Raw genomic sequence first — 18926 nt, 5'->3', positions numbered from 1 at the left:
TCCGGAACCCCCGACGCAAGTGAGCCCGTGCCGGCCGGTGCCGTCAGTCCTCGCAGACCACCCGCGGGGACGGGTTGTAGCGGGTGGTGATGGTCTCCCTGGTGACCTCGCCGGTGTTGACGTCGCGCCGGGTGCGGGTGTCGGTGATCGTGAACCCGGGGGCCCCGTTGCTGGGGTGGCAGTCCTCGCCCGACGGGATCGTGACCTCGTTGGGCTGGGTCGGGTTGGTCCGCGGCCCGAACTCGCCGGTGACCTCGTACCTGCGCTGACCGTAGATCTGCACCGTGACCGACGTCGGCGTCCACCGCGTGCGGATCATGATCGGGCTCGGGTTGTCGTTGCGGAACTTGTTGTCGATGGCACCGGTGGCGATCGTCGCCTCGCGGCCGGCCGGGTACCGGCTGATGTAGAAGCTGTGCGCCTTGTGCTCGAGCAGGGTCATCCCGGCGAAGTAGGCCGCGTTGTACAGCGTGGTGGACACCTGCGACGCCCCGCCGGCGATGCCGCGCGACGCCCGCCCGTTGTCGATCACACCGGCCTCGACGTACCCGTTGGCCGCGGTGCGCGGCCCGGTGGCGGCGTCCAGGCTGAACACCTCTCCCGGCTGCACGATCTTCCCGTTGATCAGCTCGGCGGCCCGGCGGATGTTCCGGCCCGAGTCCGGGGCGAACCCGCCCGTCGTGAACTCCCCGATGATCTCCGGGTTGCCCAGCGCCCGCAGCTCCTCCGTGGTGATCTCGGCCGGCTTCTCGGCGTAGACCGCGGTGACCTCGCGCGGCTCCGGGTTGCCCAGCACCCCGACCAGCGCGGCGACCGTGGCCTCGTAGTCGACACCGCGCCCGTCCTGGGACGGCACGACGACGGGGCTGCCGCCGGCGAAGTCGAAGGTGGCGTCCCGGCCTGGCTTCTCCGACTCCGCCATCTGCGGCGCGAGTGCGTCCTGGATCGCCTGCTGGTTCAGCTCCGGCACGAGTGCGCCGTTCTCGGCCAGGAAGCTCAGCGACGCGGCGATCACGTCCGGGGTGACCGTGCCCTGCACCCCGTTCTCCCCGACGACCGTGATCCGCGCGGCCACCGCGGGCCGCGCGACCTCCTGGATCGCCGTGGCCACGTCCTCGGCCGTGGTGGTGGGCGCGAGCTCGGAGATGGGCAGCTCGACCGCACTCCCGTTCGCCCAGTCCCGCTTCAGGACGTCGCCGGCCGCGACCACGTCGAGCTGCTGGCCCGGCTTCGGGTCCACCGGCTGGGGCTGCGTGCCCTCGAACCGCACCGTCCCCTCGGTCGGCTCCCGGTCGACGACCGGGCCGAGCTGCTCGAGCGCCTGGTTGAGCGCGGTCGGGTCGGCGATCGTCACCACGCCGACCTCTCGATCCGTGAAGAACGACGTGATCCTCGTGATCGGGTTCAGCGGCTGGGAGCCGGCCCGCGCCAGGGTGTCCTCCCAGTCGATGGACAGCCCCGCCGCGGCGGGGTCGATCTCCCCGCGGGCGTCGCCGACGGTGACCGGGATCGGACCGCCGGTGCGGGCGCCGATCTCCGAGCGCAGCTGCGCCTCGGCGTCGGCCAGGGACATGCCGCCCACGCCGATCCCGGCGACCGTGACCCCACGCGGCATCGATCCGGAGCTCAGCAGCAGATCGCCGCCGTAGAGCAGGCCGAGCGCACCGACGGCCGCGGCGAGCACCAGCATCCGCCTTCGTCCGCGGCCGGGCCTGCGCTCGCCACCGGTGCTGTCCGGTCCGTCGGGCCCGCCGGGTCCGCCGGGTCCGACGTGGGTCGGGGCTTCGGCAGGCGGCAGCGGCGGCCGGGGCGCCATGGGCGGGATCCGCTCGATCCGCTCCGTGGCGGGTTCGTCGACCGCGAGCGGTGAACGGGCCGGTGCGTGCGGCAGCATCTGGGTGGCGCCGTCGGCGCCACGTGGCCGGGACGACCCCGGCACGGCCGCCGGGACGACAACCGTGGTCGCCTCGCTGGAGCGCTTCTCGCCCGTCGGGTGCGAGGTGGCCGGAGCCCACGGGGCCGCGGCAGGACGCTGGGGTGCGGAAGGACGCGGGCCCGCCACCTGGTGCGCCCCGGCGGGCGGGTGCGGTTCCGGGGACGGGCGGGCGCCGGGTGAGGGACGCTGGGCCGCCGCGCGGACCGTGGGGGCCTCACCCTCGGCGGGTTGGCCGCTCGCGCCGCGACCGTTCCCGGCCTGGCCGCCCGCCGGTGCTCCGTTCGGCGCCTGGCCGCCCGCCGTCCGCCCGTTCGGGTGCTCGCCGTTCCCGGCTCGACCGTCGGGTGCCGGCGCGCGCCCTGCGGGCGTGCGGACCGTGGGGCTCTCGTCGCCGCCGGGTGCCGCCGGTCCGGACGGGGCCGGGCGCGGCGACGGGCGGGGCGACGGCGTGGGTCGTGCGCCCTCGCCGTCCGCGCGCTCGGCCGTCCGCACCGGGGAGTCCGGCTGCGCGTCCCCCGACGCAGCCTGCTCGGCGCCCCCCGTCTCGCGCGCGCTCTCCTTGATCTCCGGCTCCGAAGAAGCCGTCGCCTCCCCAGGCGATGACTGCCGCTCGGGCATGAAGTCCGTTTCCCCTCGACGATCGGACCGGGCGGAAGCCCGGTCCGTCACAGGTACAGCCCCGTACCGTGCTCGGTGCGCTCCGTGGCGACGGCGTGCACTTCCCGTTCCCGCAGGACCAGGTAGGTGGCGCCCTGCACGTCGACCTCGTACTGGTCGTCGCGTGCGAACAGCACCCGGTCACCCACCTTGACGGTGCGGACGTGCGCTCCCGTGCCGAGCACCTCCCCCCATACAAGACGCCTGGCGACCTCCGCGGTTGCGGGGATGACGATTCCCGCACCGCTACGCCGCTCCCCGGCCGAGTCCGGCTTCACCAGGACCCGGTCGTGCAGCATCTGGATCTCGAGCTTGGCGTCCTGCATCGCACCGATGCTACGAGGGGGCGTCGACAGCGCCCTGACCGGCCCGAAGATGCGGAAAGCCCCGCGGTGCTGTCAGGTCGGGGGTCCGACAGCGCCGCGGGGCTGTACCTGGAATCGGACATCGGACGCCGACTGTTACTTGTGGCCGCGATACGGCCAGGTTTCACTCGTTCGGAGTAGTGAAATCAGGGCTGTGTGAGCAGGTATCGCCCGAAGTGGGGCACGGTGAACGCGATCTGCCCCCGCTGGGCCGAGAAGACGAGGCCCTTCTTCAACAGGCTGTCACGGGCCGGGGAGAGGGAGGACGCCTTGCGGCCGAGGTGATCGGCGATCCCGGCGGTCCCGACCGGCTCGTCCCTGCCTTCCGAGAGTTCGGCCATCGCGCGCAGGTACTCCCGCTCCGCCGGCGTGGCCCGCTCGTAACGGGACCCGAAGAAGCCGACGGCGAGCTCGCTCTCGGCCTCCGGCGCCGCCAGCTTGACGTCCGGCGCACAGATGGGGCTGCGGGGCGCGGCGTCCCATGCCGCCTTCCCGTAGGCCTGCACGAAGTACGGGTAACCACCGGAGGCCTCGTACAACGCGTCGAGGGCGTCGGCGTCGAACGTCGCCTCCTCCCGCTCGGCGGGTGCGAGCAGCGCGAAGTCGGCGTCGACACGGTCGAGCTTGTCGATGCGCGCGTACTTGAACAGCCGCTCCGAGTAGGACTTGGACGCCGAGAGCACCGCGGGCAGGTGCGGCAGGCCGGCCCCCACCACCACCAGCGGGGCACGGGACTGCGACAGCTCGTGGCACGCCGCGCAGAGCGCCGAGATGTCCTCCGGCCGCAGGTCCTGCATCTCGTCGATGAGCACGGCCACGCCGGACCCGACCTCCTGCGCGAGCTCCGCCACCTCGGTGAACAGCTCCACGAGGTCGATCTCGATGTCGCCGGAGTCGGCCCTGCCGTGGGTGGCAGCCACGTCGATGCCCGGCTGCCAGCGCTCGCGCAGCTTGGCGTTGTCGGGCGCCGAGCGCATCGCGAACGCCTTCAGCACCCCGAGCACCTCGTCGACGCGGTCGGGCTCGAGCGGCTCGTCGCCTGCCCGCTCGGGATCCCGGTGGCGCACGGCGAGGTCGCGGATCGCGCGGTGCAGCGCCGCGGCGAGCGGGCGGCGCAGGTCGGCGTCCGGCCGGGCCTCGATCTTGCCCGCACCCCACCCGGCCCGCATCGCCATCGACCGCAGCTCCCCGAGCAGCACGGTCTTGCCGACCCCGCGCAGGCCGGTGAGCACGAGGCTGCGCTCCGGCCGGCCGCGGGCCACCCGCTCGAGCACGATCTCGAACGCGTCGAGCTCCTTGTCGCGACCGGCGAGCTCGGGGGGCCGCTGGCCCGCGCCGGGCGCGAACGGATTGCGCACGGGGTCCACGGATCGGACGGTATCGGCGAATCTTGTCCGGACCGTAGAAGCGGCTATCGAACTCGATGGCGTGTCGCCGATCGCCTGTTCTACCGCTGTCTCGGATGGGCACTAGACAATGTGATACTCCGGGATCGAGGCCTCGACGAACGACGCGCCCACCTCCGTCAGCCGTTCAACGGCGTAGGCCGGGTCGATCAGCGACTCGGGGGTGTGGATGCCCGGCCGGGGACGCTCGTCACGCAAACCGATCAGCCGTTCGACACCGAGGGCGACGCCGAGCGAGGTGAGCGGGCGCTGCCCATCCGGATGGACGAGGTACCGGCTGACGCGATTCGGCGCGCCCGCCGCGTCCGCCCCCTCGATGTCGATCCGCACCTCGAGCGAAGGGGCTCCGCCGTGGCGCCGTCCCGTCGACTCGCCCAGGGCGTAGTCGAAGCGGACGTTCGGCGCTCCCGTCGCTAAGGCGAGGCTCGGCACGTCGAGGATCGGGACGCTCTGGGCCGGCAGGACGGTGCCGTCCGAAGCGCGCACCTCGGCCTGCGAATCGGAGGCCATGAGCCAGGTGAAGACGCCGTCCCGGCGCCGCAGTCCCGCGGAGGATGCCGTGTACAACCGCTCGAGGTCCCTCAGTCCCGCGGGTCCGCCGGCGTCCAGCTCATCCAGCACGGCGCCGATGCGGATGCTGTCGACCCGGTCGAACTCCCGGGCCATGTGCAGCACGGCGAGCACACCGGTCCCGGCGGTGAAGTGGCTGGCCAGCAGGATCGGCGAGGCGCTCGCCCGCTTGGCGCCCGCCACGACCTCCGGCGCGACGTCGACCAGGCCACTGGAGATGCTGAGGTACGGCGCTTCGCGCTGCTGTGCGTAGTGCAGCCCGTGCAGGTGGTCGTCCCAGATCGCAGCGACCACGGCCGAGTGGCTGCTGTCGGCCGGGAGACCGAGATCGCTGCGTCCCAGGTCGACGGTGACCGCCGTGGCGCCGCCGAGCTCGTCGGCCACCCGCTGCGCGCGGCCGATGTCGCGGCCGGCGATCGTCAGCGGAAGCGTCGGGTGCCATTTCCGCAGGAGTGCGGCGGTCCCCGCGCCCGCCTGGCCCGAACCACCCAAGATCAGTACTGGCTCCACGACTGGTCGCTCCCTCCGATAGCTACATTTTGTAACTTACACTTTGTAGCTAGACTTGCCCCGGAACGCAAGGAGGACGATGGCCACCTCACCGACGCGCCTGTCCAAGCAGGCGAGGCGGGAGCAGTTGCTCGACACCGCCCTGGAGATCGTGCGGGAGCAGGGCGCGGACGGGCTGACCCTCGTGACGCTCGCGGAGGCCGCCGGGGTGAGCAGGCCGATCGCGTACGACCACTTCGGCACCCGCGCCGGTCTCCTGCTCGCGCTCTACCGGCGGCTCGAGGAACGGCACCGGGCCGCCGTGACCGCGGCGTTGGAGGGCGCCGAACCCGGCGCAGGCGCGATCGCCCGCGTCATGAGTGCCGCGTACTTCGCCTGCGCCACCGACATGCCGGAGTTCACCGCCGTCTCCGCGGCGCTGAAGGGCAACCCGGAGGCGGAGGCGCTCCAGCACGAGATGCTCGACGGCTACACGGAGGTGATGGCGGCCGCGCTGGCTCCGCACTCGACCCTCCCGGCCGAGGCGCTCCAGCTGCGCTGCATCGGTGTGCTCGGTGCCGCCGAGGCGATCGCCGTCGAGATGAACCGGGGACGCACCACCGCCCCGGACGCCGTCACCGCGCTGGCCGACCTGATCGTGGGCAGCCTCGCCACCGACCGCTGAACCAGTGCTTCCCCGATCAAGCGCGGCGGGTGGCCGCGTCGGCCATGCAGAACAGGCCGAACGCCGCGAACCCCGCGGCCACCACGGCGAGCAACCAGCTCCCCACCCCGGTGCTGCCCAGCGCGCGCAGCGCCGTGTCGAGCCCGCCTGCCCAGCCGGGATCCGCGGACAGCGCGGCCGCAGCGGCGAGACCGCCCACCACACCGATGGCGAGCGCGCGGGCGAGGTGCCCGACCACCCCCACCACCTCGATCGCGTTCCGCACACCGGGCGCGAGCCTGCGGACGTCGAGATCGCCCATGAACGTGCGGCGCACGCCGGTGTACGTCATCGCCGCCGCGATCCCGATCAGCACGACGGCAGCGAGCCCCAGCAGCACCCGCCCGGCGGGGAGCTCCAGCACGTGCGCCGCCAGCTGCTGCACGGTGGTGCCGTTGGCCGTTCGGATGCCCGTGAGGTACTCGATGACGATCCCCGCGAGCCCGCTCATCGCGATCGACTTGGCGATCGCGCCCACCCGTTTGCGCATCCGCTCGTTGCCGTGCACCCACCTGAACCCGATCGCGGCGGCCGTGACCTGCCACACCGCAAAGGCGACCAGGCCGACCACTGCCACGGCGAGGGCGAAGACCCCGCCCGGCGTGCGGGCGATCGTCCCGACCGCGCCCGCGGCGTCCGGCGGGGCGTCGGGTACGCCGAAGGCCACCTGGAGCGCGAGCCACGCGACGACGAGGTGCACCACGCCGTAGCCGACGAGGCCGATCCGGCCGAGCCCGTCGACCACCTGCCCGGGCGCGTCGGAACGCCCCTCACGCACGAGCCGCCTCAGGCGCGCGAGGGGTCCAGCCATTCCATCACTCCAGTATGTCGCCGAATATGTCGCTGTATTGGCAGCGTTCTAGAGAACCGGATACTTCCTCATCTGGTTTGCTGGAATTGTGACGGAGATCGTGACCGAGGGAAGCGGCTGGTACGAGCAGCCGGGCGACCGGGCCGAGCTCGACGTGAGCTTCACGGCCGTGGCCCGCACGCGCTCCGATGCCGTGCGCGACCTCGGCCGGCGCATGGCGGCCGCGGAACCGGCGCTCACCCGGCCCGGCCTGCAGGTCCGGCACCGCCGGGTGCGGGTGCACAACGAGTGGCGGGGCAACAAGGTGGTCGGCTGCCGGGCCGGTGAGGACCTCGCGCTCCTCGTCACGGACGTCGCCGAGCTGGACGCGGTGCTGTCGGCGCTGGTGGGGGCCGAGCCCACCGGTCTGCAGGGACCGACCTGGGTGCTCGAGGACACCGCCGCGGCGCACCGCGAGGCGCAGAAACGCGCGGTTGCCGACGCGCGGACCCGCGCCGAGGGCTACGCCATGGCGCTCGGGGCGACGCTCGGGCCGTTGCTGAGGCTGTCCGAGGCACCCGAGCACGGCGCCCCGATCTCCTACCGGATGGCGGCGGCCGAGGCGGCAGGCCCCGACGTGCGCGCGCTGGGCCTGGAACCGGAACCGGTGCGGGTCACGGCGAGGTGCACGACCACATGGGCCCTGGATCTCTGACCGGGCGACTTCACATACCCAGCACCGACTTCACACAGGGCCGGCCTGATCCGAAAATCGAGTCGGGGACGGGCGAACGGGACCACCGGCTCGGCCGGGTGGAGGTGCCGAGTCGAGCGGGCTAGCTGGAGCTCAGCTCAGGGCGAAGCTCAGGCTGCGGGTTCGACGGTGACCTTGTAGCCGAGGGCTTCGAGTTGGTGGATGTGGTTGCGCCTGCGGCGTTCGACGTTGATCCGCTTGTCGTAGAAGTCCGAGCCGAGATCGCTGTAGCGCGCCTTCGGGTCGGACAGCAGATGCCAGATGATCACCAGCATGGAGCGGCCGACCGCAACGATCGCTTTCTGCTTGCCTATTCGCCGGGCCAGCCGCCGGTAGCGCTCGCCGAGGAAGGTGTCGGTCCTGCCGGCGGTCATCGCTGCCTCGCCCAGGATCCGGGCCAGGTAGCGGTTGCCGGGTCCGGTCGGTGAGCGGCCCTTCTTCCTGCCCGCCGACTGCTTGACCCCCGGGGTGTACTTCGCCCACGAGGCCAGGTGTCCCGGGGTGGGGAAGCGGCTCATGTCCATCCCGATCTCCGCGATCACCCCGGCGGCGGCGATCGGGCCGAACCCGGTGATCTCATCGATCCGCTCGACCGCCGAGACGAAAGGGGTGATCAGCTCCTCGATCACCGCGTCGAGCTCGGCGATGTCGGCGTTCAGGGCGTCGATGCGGGCCAGCATCTTGCCCAGCAGGAACCCGTGGTGGTCGGTGAAGTGGCCGTGGAACGCCTCGATCAACGCCGGGATCTTGCGCCGCATCCGGGCCTTGGCCATCTCGGCCAACTCGACCGGGTTCCGCCGCCCGGCGATCAACGCGGCCATCATCTCCCGCCCGGACGCCCCGAAGATGTCACTGGCCACCACCGACAACTTGATCTGGGCGTCTTCGAGCAGCTTCTCGGCCCGCTGCTTCTCCGCGGTCCGCGCCTCGATCAGGTCCACCCGGTAGCGGGCCACATCCCGCAACCGGCGGATCTCGGCCGGGGGCACGAAACTCCGGCGCAGCATCTGCCGCTCGGCGACCTTGCACAGCCACACCGAGTCCAGCTTGTCGGTCTTGGGCCGCCCGGGCAGGTGCCTGACGTCGCGGGCGTTGACCAGCCACGTCTCGAACCCCTGGGCCTCGAGCAGGTAGAACACCGGTTTCCAGTAGTCCGAGGTCGCCTCCATCACCACCCGGGTCACCCCCAGACAGCGCAGGTGATCTGCCATCCCGAGCAGCGAGCGGGTCATCGTCGAGTAGGTCGTAACCTCCTGCAGCCGCCGACCCGGCTTGCCCTCGTGCGGCACCCGGACACAACACACCACCTCCGCCTTGCCGATATCCAGCGCCGCGACCCGCGCGATGATCTCCTCAACCTGAGGGTCTTCCTCGAGCACCACGCCCTCCTCGCTCGCCTCCGCCACCGCGACGACTGCCCGCGAGGGCCACAAGGGACCGGCAAATCTGAACCGCGTGCTCAAAGCGACAATGAAGCTCCCAGGAGCGCGGCCCTCTCCACCCCGCTTGTGTACGACCTCTTACGATCAAGGAGGGTCGGCGTCAGCGGGCAGCCACCACGGATTTTCCCGGCCGAACGCCCGCCCCACCAGGGCCAAGACGCTTGTGTGGAGTCGGGAGACGGTGTGTGAAGTCGGTCGGGTCAGCGCGGGTCGCCGGGCACCACGGTGCCCTCGATCACGAGGCGGTCGGGGCGGGGCGCGTCGGGCTCGACCACCTCGCCGTCGACCACCGGCGCCTGGGCGCGGATCCGTGCGGAGCGCAGCTCGGGTGAGCGCTCCTCGGCGGCGCGCACCAGCCTGCGCCGCACCAGTGCGCGGGTGGGCGACAGCACCAGCAGCAGGCCTGCGAGGTCGGTGACCAGGCCGGGCACGAACAGCAGCACGCCGCCCGCGGCCACGAGCATGCCGTCGGTGATCTCGTTGGTGGGCACCCGCCGGTTGTTCACGGCCTCGGCGAGGGCCTGCGCGGCCCGCACCCCTTCCCGGCGCGCGAGCCACAGGCCGACGACGGAACCGGCCAGGAGCACGAGAAGCGTCCAGCCCAGCCCGATCGCCGAACCGAGCGCGACCAGCGCGACGATCTCGATCACGAGGTACAGGAGCACGAACGCCATGCCTGGTTAACGCACGAGGTGCCGCCGATGCTCCCGACGTGGGGTCACGAGTCGGTCACCACGTGAGCGCGAGCCCCGGGTCCGTCAGCAGCGCGCCGACATCGGCGAGGAAGCGGGAGCCCTGCTCGCCGTCGACGAGCCGGTGGTCGAACGACAGCGCCAGCTGGCACACGGTGCGCACCGCGAGCTCGCCGTCCACCACCCACGCCATCGGCTTGATCGCGCCCACCGCGAGGATCGCCGCCTCCCCCGGGTTGAGGATCGGGGTGCCGGTGTCCACGCCGAACACGCCGACGTTGGTGATGGTGAAGGTGCCGCCGACCAGGTCGGCGGGCGGCGTCTTCCCGGCCCGCGCGGTCTCGGTGAGGTCGGCGAGCGCACCGGCCAGCTCCCGCAGGGAGAGCGTGTCGGCGTCGCGGATCTTCGGCACGATCAGGCCACGCGGGGTGGCCGCGGCGATCCCGAGCTGCACCCGGTCGTAGTAGACGATCTCCCCGGCGGGCTCGTCCCAGGACGCGTTCACCTCGGGGGTGCGCTTCGCGGCCAGGCACACCGCCTTCGCCACGAACGCCAGTGGCGTGAGCTTCACGTCGGCGTACTCGCGGGTGCCCCTCAACCGGTCCCGCAGCGCCATCGTGGCCGTGACGTCGACGGCGAGGAACTCGGTGACGTGGGGCGCGGTGAACGCGCTGCCCGCCACGGCCGCCGCGGTGGCCTTGCGCACCCCGCGGATCGGCTCCCTGCGCACCCCGCCCACGCTCGCGGCGGGTGCGCTCGGGGCCGGAGCGCTCGGGGCCGGGGCGGCCGCGGTCTCCACGTCGGCACGGGTGATCACGCCACCCTCACCACTGCCGCGGATGCTGCGCAGGTCGATCCCGAGGTCCTTGGCGAGCTTGCGCACGGGCGGCTTGGCGAGCGGGACCGGCTCGGGCGCCGCCTCCGCTTCCGCAGCATGGCGGCCCTGCCCCGCAGCCGCCGGAGCACGACCGTCGTCCTGTGGTTCGGGTGCCTGGTCCGCCGCGGTCGCCGACCTGCGCGGGCGGCGGGTCGCCGAGGCCTGACGGGGGCCGTAGCCCACCAGGTTGGGGACCGCCTCGTCGTCGCCCGCCGTCACGGCCGGCGCGCCGCCACCGGTGTCGATCGTGATGATCGGCGTGCCGACCTCGATCGTCACACCGGGTTCCACGAGCAGCTCGCCGACCGTGCCGGCCCAGGGGCATGGCAGCTCGACGGCGGCCTTCGCCGTTTCGATCTCGCAGATGACCTGGTTGACCGTGACGGTGTCGCCCGGCTCGACCTGCCAGGCGACGATCTCGGCCTCGGTGAGGCCCTCGCCGACGTCGGGCATGGGGAACTCGCGCAGTGCCACCGTCGTCACCAGGCCAGCGAGCGGTCGACGGCGTCGAGGACACGGTCGAGGTCGGGGAGGTAGTCCTCCTCGCACTTCGACGGCGGGTAGGGCGTGTCGAACCCGGTGACCCGCAGCACCGGTGCTTCGAGGGAGTAGAACGCCTCCTGCTGGACGCGGGCGGCGATCTCGGAGGTGATCGACGACTCCGACGGCGCCTCGGACACCACGACGAGGCGGCCGGTGCGGCGCACCGACTCCACGACGGGGTCGAGGTCGAGCGGGGACAGCGTGCGCAGGTCGATCACCTCGATGTCGTGGCCCTCGGTCTCGGCGGCGGAGGCGGCGGCGAGACAGGTCTTGAGCATCGGCCCGTAGGTGGCGACCGTCAGCGTGCTGCCCGGGCGCACCACGCGGGAGGCGAAGAGCGGCTGCGGCTCGGCGTCCGGGTCGACCTCGCCCTTCTCCCAGTACCGCCGCTTGGGCTCGAAGAAGATCACCGGATCGTCGCTCGCGATGGCCTGCTGGATCATCCAGTAGGCGTCGGCCGGGTTCGAGCAGGCCACGACCTTCAGCCCCGCGGCGTGCGCGAAGTACGACTCGGGCGACTCGCTGTGGTGCTCGACGGCGCCGATGCCGCCGCCGAACGGGATGCGCACCACGACCGGCACCGCGACCTTGCCCTGCGATCGGTAGTGCAGCTTGGCCAGCTGGGAGACGATCTGGTCGAAGCCGGGGAAGACGAACCCGTCGAACTGGATCTCGCACACCGGCCGGAAGCCGCGGATCGCGAGGCCGATGGCGGTGCCGATGATGCCCGACTCCGCCAGGGGGGTGTCGAGCACGCGCTGCTCGCCGAAGTCCTTCTGCAGTCCGTCGGTGACGCGGTAGACGCCGCCGAGCTTGCCGACGTCCTCGCCCATCACGATGACCTTCGGGTCGCGCTCCATCGCCGCCCGCAGGCCGTTGTTCAGCGCCTTGGCCAGTGTCGTCTGGGCCATCTCAGACCCCCTCGAAGGAGGCGTGGTACTCCAGGTACGCGGCGCGCTGCGCCTCCAGCACCGGCGACGGTTCCGCGTAGACCTGCGAGAACATCCGGTCCGGGGCGGGCTGGGGCATGTTCTCGCAGAACTCGCGGAACCGCGCGGCCAGCTCGTCGGACTCGGCCTGCACCTCGTCGAAGAACTCCTGCCCGACGTGGTGCTCGCGCACCAGGTTGACGCGCACCCGCTCGATCGGGTCCTTGAGCTTCCACAGCTCCAGTTCGTCGGCGAGGCGGTAGCGCGACGGGTCGTCGGACGTGGTGTGCGCGTCCATGCGGTACGTGAACGCCTCGATCAGCACCGGGCCGTTGCCGGAACGGCACTCCTCGAGCGCCCAGCGCGTGACGGCGAGGCAGGCCAGCACGTCGTTGCCGTCGACCCGGATGCCGGGGAACCCGTAGCCGGTGGCGCGCTTGTAGAGCGGCACCCGGCTCTGCCGCTCGGTGGGCTCGGAGATGGCCCACTGGTTGTTCTGGCAGTAGAAGACGACCGGCGCGTCGTACACGGCGGCCCAGACGAAGCCTTCGTGCACGTCGCCCTGGCTGGTGGCGCCGTCGCCGAAGAAGCAGATCGTGGCCTCGCTGTCCGGGCCCTCTCCGACCTTGCCCTCGAACTTCTGGCCCATCGCGTAGCCGGTGGCGTTGAGGACCTGGTTGCCGATGACGATCGTGTAGAGGTGGAAGCGGGACGCCTTGGGGTCCCAGCTGCCGTGGTCGGTGCCGCGGAAGATGCCGAGCAGTTCGGTGGGGTCGATCCCGCGGGTCCACGCCACCCCGTGCTCCCGGTACGACGGGAACGCCATGTCCTGGGGCGCCATGGCCCGCCCCGCCCCGATCTGCGCGGCCTCCTGACCGAGCAGCGGAACCCAGATCCCGAGCTGGCCCTGGCGCTGCAGCGCGTTGCCCTCCCGGTCGAACCGGCGCACCAGCACCAGGTCCCGGTAGAGGCTGCGCAGGGCGTCGACGTCGAGGTCCGTGGCGTAGGAGTCGAAGCGGGGATCGGACACCCGCTCCCCCTCTGGCGTGAGGAGCTGCACGAGCTCCGGATCGCCCTCGTCGGTGGCCTTCAGGCCGGCGACCACGTGCTCACGGCTGGGCCGCGACTCCTGAACGCCCGCCTTGGGTGGGATCCAGTCCTGCGGAACGGACACGGTGCCTCCTCGTGCTCATCGACCTGCTCCCGTTCGTGGCGGGACGCAGGGCGGGGCGCGTCCGGTCGGGGGCACCCCGGTGCGGGACCCCGACCGGCTCAGGGCGCCATCCTGACACGGCACACACGCGCAGGGGAGATGCCCCGCGAGCCCTTCCGGAGCTGTGAGACACCCGACCGAGGGGACCGCGTCTCGAGGGCCTGCGAGCCGCCGGAGCGAAGCGGAGGCGATCAGGTACGAGCGACCGAGCACCGGAGGAGCAGGGCGGCGCCTCGAAGGCTGCCCCGCCGGGGCGGAGCGCCGGCAATCCGGCAGAGAAACGGCACGTCCCGGTCGTCGGGACGTGCCGTTCGGCACTGCCGGCCTGCGGCTACCGGCCCGGCTCGGTGGGGCCTGCCTGGCCCGGCTGGGGCTGCTGGGGCTGCTGGGGCGTCGACGGCGGCGGCGGGGTCGGCGCCGTGTAATCGGCCGTCTTGCCGAAGCCCGCGTTCTGCTCGTAACCCTGCGTGTAACCGTTGCCGGTGGCGCCGTACCCGGGCGTCTGCCGGATCCCGGCGAGCCCCTTCGCCTTGTCGGCCGCGCCGCGGATCTGGCCCGAGTACTTGCCCTTCGTCTGCTTGTCGACGAACGCCGCGGCCTGGTCGAGGTACTTGGCCGCCTTGTCCGGGTTGCTCTTCGCGTAGCGGCGAGCTGCCTCGGCCGCGGTGGCCAGCAGTGCGAGGCGTTTGATCAAGGCCATCGGGTCCTCCGTTGAGTGGTCTCACCGCGGACAACGCGTACACGGTGTCTGCCGGTTCCGGGGGTACCCAACCTAGCCCTGCTCCTCACTGGACATCCCAACCGAATCACTCTGGGTGATGTCACACAACAGTGACCACCGCCGAGGTGTCCGAAAGACGTACGAGTGGCAGCATCCCCGCGTACTCACCGCCCACGAGGAGGTCCATCGTGCCCGCCATCCGCCGTTCGTTCCCGGTCGCGCTCGGCGCAGCCGCGCTCGCCACCCTGCTCGCAGGGTGCGGTGCAGGCGGCGACGGCAGCGGCGGCGCGCCACCGGCGGGCGCGCCCGGGGCCGCCCCGGGCGGCGCCGCCCCCACCGAGACCGTTCCGACGGTGGCCCGCGACGACGCGCTCGCCGCGATGGTGCCGCAGCAGATCGCGTCCGACGGCGTGCTCCAGTTCGGGGTGGACGCCTCCTACGCGCCGAACGAGTTCACCGCCCCCGACGGCACGACGATCATCGGGATGGACGTCGACCTCGGCACGGCGATCGGTCAGAAGCTGGGGCTCAAGGCGCAGTTCGAGAACACGCAGTTCTCCGGGATCATCGCCGGCGTCGAGGCCGGGCGCTACGAGATGGCGATGTCGTCGTTCACGATCAACGATGAACGCACGCAGGTCGTCGACATGGTCAGCTACTTCACGGCGGGCACCAGCATCGCCGTCGCGTCGGGCAACCCGCAGAACGTCAACCCCGACGACCTCTGCGGCCTGGCCGTGGGGGTGCAGGCCGGCACCGTGCAGGTCGAGGATCTCGCCGCCCGCAACGAGAAGTGCACGGCGGAGGGCAAGCCCGCGATCCAGGTGACGGAGCTGCAGGCGCAGTCCGACGTGACCCTCGCGCTCGCGGCCAACCGGATCGTCGCCATGCTCGCCGACTCGCCCGTCGTCGCCTACGCGGTCACCACCACCGACGGGGCGGTCGAGGAGCTCGGCGACGCCTACGACACCGCGCCGTACGGCGCCGCCCTGCCGAAGGGCCAGGGCCAGTACGCCGAGGCCGTGCGCGGTGCCGTGCAGGCCCTGATCGACGACGGCACCTACGCGGCGATCCTCGAGAAGTGGAACGTGTCCGACGGCGCGATCCAGACCTCGGAGATCCGGAGCTGACGACGTGACAGGCGTGTCTCCGCCGATCGAGAAGGCAGGGCGGCCGGAGCCGATCAAGGCGGTGCCGGTGCGCCACCCCGGCCGGTGGCTCGCCGTCGCGGTGATGGCCGTGCTGACGGCGATGTTCGTCAACACGGTGCTCACCAACGACGGCTTCCGGTGGCGGATCGTCGGGCAGTACCTGTTCTCCCCGCCGATCCTCAACGGCCTGCAGAACACGCTGGTCCTGACCGTGTTGTCGATGTTCATCGGGATCGTCGGCGGGGTCGCGCTCGCGGTCATGCGGCTGTCTCCGAACCCGATCCTGTCCGGCGTCTCGGCCGTCTACATCTGGCTGTTCCGCGGCACCCCGGTGATCGCGCAGCTGCTGTTCTGGAACTTCCTGGCCGCGCTCTACCCGCGGTTGTCGCTCGGCATCCCGTTCGGGCCGGAGTTCGTCTCGTTCGACACCAACCAGCTGATCAACCAGTTCGCCGCGTGCCTGCTCGGCCTGGGCCTCAACGAGGCCGCCTACATGGCGGAGATCGTTCGCGGCGGGCTGCAGTCGGTGGATCAAGGGCAGACCGAAGCGGCCGGGGCGCTCGGTATGTCACGGGCGCAGACGTTGCGCCGGATCGTGCTTCCCCAGGCCATGCGGGTGATCATCCCGCCCACGGGGAACGAGACCATCTCGATGCTCAAGACCACCTCGCTCGTGGTCGTCATCGGGTACTTCGAGCTGATGACATCGGCTCAGCGGATCTACGCGGTCAACTTCCAGACGATCCCGCTGCTCATCGTGGTGTCCATCTGGTACCTGGCACTGACCTCGCTCCTGTCGGTCGGGCAGTACTACATCGAGCGCTACTACGGGCGCGGCACCACCCGGATGCAGACCGGTGCGCGGCTCTTCCCCAGGCGCAAACCGGAGCAGCAATCATGAGCGAGCTTGCGAGCGAATCAATGTCACAGCGCCTGCGCGAAGCGCCGGCCGAGGGCAGCGAGGCCGAGCGTTGAGCGTTCCCATGGTCGAGGCGGCCGACGTCCACAAGAGCTTCGGGCGGGTGGAGGTGCTGCGCGGCATCGACCTCACCGTCCAGCCGGGCGAGGTGGCCTGCGTCATCGGGCCGTCCGGCTCCGGCAAGTCCACGTTCCTGCGCTGCATCAACCACCTCGAGCGCATCGACGCCGGGCAGATGCGGGTGAACGGGGAGCTGATCGGCTACCGGGAGGCCGGCGGCAAGCTCTACGAGCTGCGCGAGTCCGAGGTCGCGCGGCAGCGCCGCGACATCGGCATGGTGTTCCAGCGCTTCAACCTCTTCCCGCACATGACGGCGGCCGAGAACGTCATGGAGGCGCCGCGCACCGTCCGGCGCGAGCAGCGGCAGGCCGCCCGCAAGCGTGCCGTCGAGCTGCTCGACCGCGTCGGGCTCGTCGACAAGTGCGACTCGTACCCCACGCAGCTCTCCGGCGGGCAGCAGCAGCGGGTGGCGATCGCGCGGGCGCTGGCGATGGAGCCGCGGCTCATGCTCTTCGACGAGCCCACGTCCGCGCTCGACCCCGAACTCGTCGGCGAGGTCCTCGACGTGATGCGCGGCCTGGCCCGCGACGGCATGACGATGGTGGTGGTCACGCACGAGATGGGCTTCGCGCGCGAGGTCGGCGACTCGCTGGTGTTCATGGACGAGGGCCGTGTGGTGGAGGCGGGCAACCCGCGCGAGGTGCTGACCAACCCGCAGCACGAACGCACGAAGCTGTTCCTGTCGAAGGTGCTCTGAACAGGACCGTCATCGCGGCGCCATGCGGATCGCGCCGTCGAGGCGGATCACCTCGCCGTTGAGCATGGGATTGGCGACGACCGCCATGACGAGGTCGGCGAACTCGGCGGGTGTGCCCAGCCGAGACGGGTGCGGCACCTGAGCTCCGAGGGAGTCGCGCGCCTCCTGCGGCAGGCCGGCCAGCATCGGGGTGTCGAACAGGCCCGGCGCGATCGCCACCACCCGGACCGCCACCTGCGCCAGCTCGCGCGCGATCGGCAGGGTCATGCCGACGACCCCGCCCTTCGCCGCGGCGTACGCGGCCTGCCCGACCTGGCCCTCGAACGCGGCCACGGAAGCCGTCGTGACGAGCACCCCGCGCTCCTCGCCGACGGGCACGGTGGCCGCCATCCGCTCGGCGGCGAGCCGGAGCACGTTGAAGGTGCCGACGAGGTTGACGTGCACGGACCGGACGAACAGGTCCAGCGGGTGCGGTCCGGCGCGGCCGAGCACCCGGGCGGCCGGCGCGGTGCCGGCGCACGTGACCGCCACGCGCAGCGGCCCGAGCGCCGCCGCCGTGTCCAGCGCGGCCGCGACCGACTCCTCGTCCGTGACGTCCGCGGCGGCGAACCGCGCCCGCTTCCCGAGCCGGGCCGCCACGTCGGCGCCGGGGGACGACGGCAGGTCCACCAGCACGACGTGCGCGCCTGCGGCGAGCAGCCGCTCGGCGGTCGCGAGGCCGAGGCCGGATGCCGCACCGGTGACGACGGCGGCCGCGCCGGAGATCTCCATGTCAGCTCCCCAGCAGCTCGACGATCGTGGCGTTGGCCTGCCCGCCGCCCTCGCACATCGTCTGCAGGCCGTAGCGGATCCCGTCCTCGCGCATGCGGTGCACGAGCGTGGTCATGAGCCGGGCGCCGGAAGCACCCAGCGGGTGGCCGAGCGCGATGGCTCCGCCGTCCCGGTTCAGCAGGGCGGGGTCGGCCCCGATGTCTGCGAGCCACGCGAGCGGCACGGGCGCGAACGCCTCGTTGACCTCGAAGGCGCCGATCTCGTCGAGCCGCAGCCCCGACCGGGCGAGCGCCTTCTGCGTGGCCGGGATCGGCGCGGTCAGCATGATCACCGGGTCTGCGGCGGCCAGCACCGCCGTGTGCACGCGGGCGATGGGCACGAGGCCGAGCCGGCGCGCCTGCTCGGAGGTGGTCATGAGCAGGGCCGCGGCGCCGTCGGAGATCTGGGACGCGTTGCCCGCGGTGATCACCCCGTCGCCTGCGCGGAACACCGGGGCGAGCGCGGCGAGGGCCTGAGGGGTCGAGCCGCGGCGCACCCCCTCGTCGCGGACGACGAGGTCGCCGTCCGGAAGCCGGACCGGGGCGATCTGCCCGTCGAACCGGCCCGCGTCCTGCGCCGCAGCAGCCTTCTCGTGCGACGCGAGGGAGAAGTCGTCGAGCTGCGTGCGGCTGAGGCCCCACTGCTGCGCGACCAGCTCCGCACCGATGCCCTGGGTCGGTGTGACGCCGCCGTAGCGGGCGTGGAAGCGGGGGCCCAGCGGATCGGCGTCCTGCGCGGCGGACCCCATCGGCACCCGCGACATCGACTCGACACCGCCCGCGACGACCACGTCGTAGTGCCCGGCCACGAGGCCTGCCGCCGCGAAGTGCAGCGCCTGCTGGGAAGAGCCGCACTGCCGGTCGACGGTGACGCCCGGGATCGTCTCCGGCCACCCTGCGGCCAGCACCGCCGTGCGGGCGATGTCGAGCGTCTGCTCCCCGGCCTGGGACACGCAGCCCCAGACCACGTCGTCGACGACGGTCGGGTCGACCCCGGTGCGCTCGACGAGCGCCTCGAGCACGTGCGCCGACAGGTCCGCCGAATGCACCCCGGAGAGGGCGCCCTTGCGCCGGCCCACCGGAGTGCGCACGGCATCCACGATCACTGCATCCCGCATGGGA

At 72.1% G+C, this 18926-nt stretch carries 18 protein-coding genes; 5 read left to right on the top strand and 13 right to left on the bottom strand.

The window, feature by feature from the left end:
- Nucleotides 1-43 precede the first annotated feature (43 nt).
- The 4 genes from FHX44_RS17470 to FHX44_RS17455 all read right to left on the bottom strand — a co-directional run bounded on the left by FHX44_RS17470 (nucleotide 44) and on the right by FHX44_RS17455 (nucleotide 5444).
- On the bottom strand, nucleotides 44-2554 hold the full coding sequence (locus tag FHX44_RS17470; RefSeq protein ID WP_212612525.1) for a VanW family protein: 2511 nt from the start codon (nucleotides 2552-2554) through the stop codon (nucleotides 44-46).
- Nucleotides 2555-2601: 47 nt separating this feature from the next.
- Nucleotides 2602-2919, bottom strand: a complete 318-nt coding sequence (locus FHX44_RS17465; protein WP_147256761.1) for a GroES family chaperonin — start codon at nucleotides 2917-2919, stop codon at nucleotides 2602-2604.
- Nucleotides 2920-3104: 185 nt separating this feature from the next.
- Complete coding sequence (locus FHX44_RS17460) at nucleotides 3105-4325, bottom strand: ATP-binding protein (RefSeq protein WP_147256760.1); 1221 nt, start codon at nucleotides 4323-4325, stop codon at nucleotides 3105-3107.
- 102 nt (nucleotides 4326-4427) lie between these two features.
- Entirely contained in the window at nucleotides 4428-5444 is a 1017-nt protein-coding gene (locus tag FHX44_RS17455) for a saccharopine dehydrogenase family protein (RefSeq protein WP_147256759.1), read from the bottom strand.
- Nucleotides 5445-5523: 79 nt separating this feature from the next.
- Between FHX44_RS17455 and FHX44_RS17450 the strand changes: the two genes are divergently transcribed.
- Entirely contained in the window at nucleotides 5524-6108 is a 585-nt protein-coding gene (locus FHX44_RS17450; RefSeq protein WP_147256758.1) for a TetR/AcrR family transcriptional regulator, read from the top strand.
- A 16-nt stretch (nucleotides 6109-6124) separates the two neighbouring features.
- Here FHX44_RS17450 and FHX44_RS17445 read toward each other — a convergent pair whose 3' ends face one another.
- A complete protein-coding gene (locus FHX44_RS17445) occupies nucleotides 6125-6958 on the bottom strand; it encodes a DUF1206 domain-containing protein (RefSeq protein WP_147256757.1) in 834 nt (277 codons plus the stop codon).
- Between the two features lie 88 nt (nucleotides 6959-7046).
- Between FHX44_RS17445 and FHX44_RS17440 the strand changes: the two genes are divergently transcribed.
- Nucleotides 7047-7652 carry an SIMPL domain-containing protein gene (locus FHX44_RS17440; protein ID WP_147256756.1) on the top strand — a complete coding sequence of 202 codons (606 nt, stop codon included), beginning with the start codon at nucleotides 7047-7049 and terminating at the stop codon, nucleotides 7650-7652.
- Between the two features lie 149 nt (nucleotides 7653-7801).
- Here the strand turns inward: FHX44_RS17440 and FHX44_RS17435 are convergent, their stop codons facing one another.
- The 6 genes from FHX44_RS17435 to FHX44_RS17410 all read right to left on the bottom strand — a co-directional run bounded on the left by FHX44_RS17435 (nucleotide 7802) and on the right by FHX44_RS17410 (nucleotide 14087).
- The gene (locus tag FHX44_RS17435) at nucleotides 7802-9097 is read right to left on the bottom strand and encodes an IS110 family RNA-guided transposase (protein WP_246170452.1); all 1296 of its coding nucleotides are present in this window, start codon (nucleotides 9095-9097) and stop codon (nucleotides 7802-7804) included.
- Nucleotides 9098-9333: 236 nt separating this feature from the next.
- The gene (locus tag FHX44_RS17430; RefSeq protein ID WP_147256754.1) at nucleotides 9334-9807 is read right to left on the bottom strand and encodes an FxsA family protein; all 474 of its coding nucleotides are present in this window, start codon (nucleotides 9805-9807) and stop codon (nucleotides 9334-9336) included.
- 55 nt (nucleotides 9808-9862) lie between these two features.
- Nucleotides 9863-11155, bottom strand: coding sequence for a dihydrolipoamide acetyltransferase family protein (locus FHX44_RS17425; protein WP_147261265.1), 1293 nt, complete (start codon nucleotides 11153-11155; stop codon nucleotides 9863-9865).
- Nucleotides 11156-11181: 26 nt separating this feature from the next.
- Nucleotides 11182-12156: an alpha-ketoacid dehydrogenase subunit beta gene (locus FHX44_RS17420; RefSeq protein ID WP_147256753.1), complete on the bottom strand. Its 975-nt coding sequence runs from the start codon at nucleotides 12154-12156 to the stop codon at nucleotides 11182-11184.
- A 1-nt stretch (nucleotide 12157) separates the two neighbouring features.
- Nucleotides 12158-13348 (bottom strand): pyruvate dehydrogenase (acetyl-transferring) E1 component subunit alpha, encoded by a 1191-nt coding sequence (gene pdhA / locus FHX44_RS17415; RefSeq protein ID WP_147256752.1) that lies wholly within the window; start codon nucleotides 13346-13348, stop codon nucleotides 12158-12160.
- A 370-nt stretch (nucleotides 13349-13718) separates the two neighbouring features.
- Complete coding sequence (locus tag FHX44_RS17410) at nucleotides 13719-14087, bottom strand: antitoxin (RefSeq protein ID WP_147256751.1); 369 nt, start codon at nucleotides 14085-14087, stop codon at nucleotides 13719-13721.
- A gap of 209 nt (nucleotides 14088-14296) precedes the next feature.
- Here FHX44_RS17410 and FHX44_RS17405 point away from each other — a divergent pair, with 209 nt between their 5' ends.
- The 3 genes from FHX44_RS17405 (at nucleotide 14297) to FHX44_RS17395 (ending at nucleotide 16995) form a co-directional block, all read left to right on the top strand.
- Nucleotides 14297-15238, top strand: a complete 942-nt coding sequence (locus FHX44_RS17405) for an ABC transporter substrate-binding protein (RefSeq protein ID WP_246170451.1) — start codon at nucleotides 14297-14299, stop codon at nucleotides 15236-15238.
- 4 nt (nucleotides 15239-15242) lie between these two features.
- A complete protein-coding gene (locus FHX44_RS17400; RefSeq protein ID WP_246170450.1) occupies nucleotides 15243-16160 on the top strand; it encodes an amino acid ABC transporter permease in 918 nt (305 codons plus the stop codon).
- Between the two features lie 82 nt (nucleotides 16161-16242).
- Entirely contained in the window at nucleotides 16243-16995 is a 753-nt protein-coding gene (locus FHX44_RS17395) for an amino acid ABC transporter ATP-binding protein (protein ID WP_147261262.1), read from the top strand.
- Nucleotides 16996-17004: 9 nt separating this feature from the next.
- Here the strand turns inward: FHX44_RS17395 and FHX44_RS17390 are convergent, their stop codons facing one another.
- Together FHX44_RS17390 and FHX44_RS17385 are read right to left on the bottom strand one after the other, a co-directional pair.
- Nucleotides 17005-17766 carry an SDR family NAD(P)-dependent oxidoreductase gene (locus FHX44_RS17390; RefSeq protein ID WP_147256750.1) on the bottom strand — a complete coding sequence of 254 codons (762 nt, stop codon included), beginning with the start codon at nucleotides 17764-17766 and terminating at the stop codon, nucleotides 17005-17007.
- 1 nt (nucleotide 17767) lies between these two features.
- Nucleotides 17768-18922 carry a thiolase family protein gene (locus tag FHX44_RS17385; RefSeq protein ID WP_147256749.1) on the bottom strand — a complete coding sequence of 385 codons (1155 nt, stop codon included), beginning with the start codon at nucleotides 18920-18922 and terminating at the stop codon, nucleotides 17768-17770.
- Nucleotides 18923-18926 lie beyond the last annotated feature (4 nt).

The sequence above is a fragment of the Pseudonocardia hierapolitana genome (assembly GCF_007994075.1).
GTDB classification, from domain to species: Bacteria; Actinomycetota; Actinomycetes; order Mycobacteriales; family Pseudonocardiaceae; genus Pseudonocardia; species Pseudonocardia hierapolitana.
The sequence above is the reverse complement of the archived record's forward strand: the minus strand, read 5'-3'. Positions and strand labels throughout refer to the sequence as shown.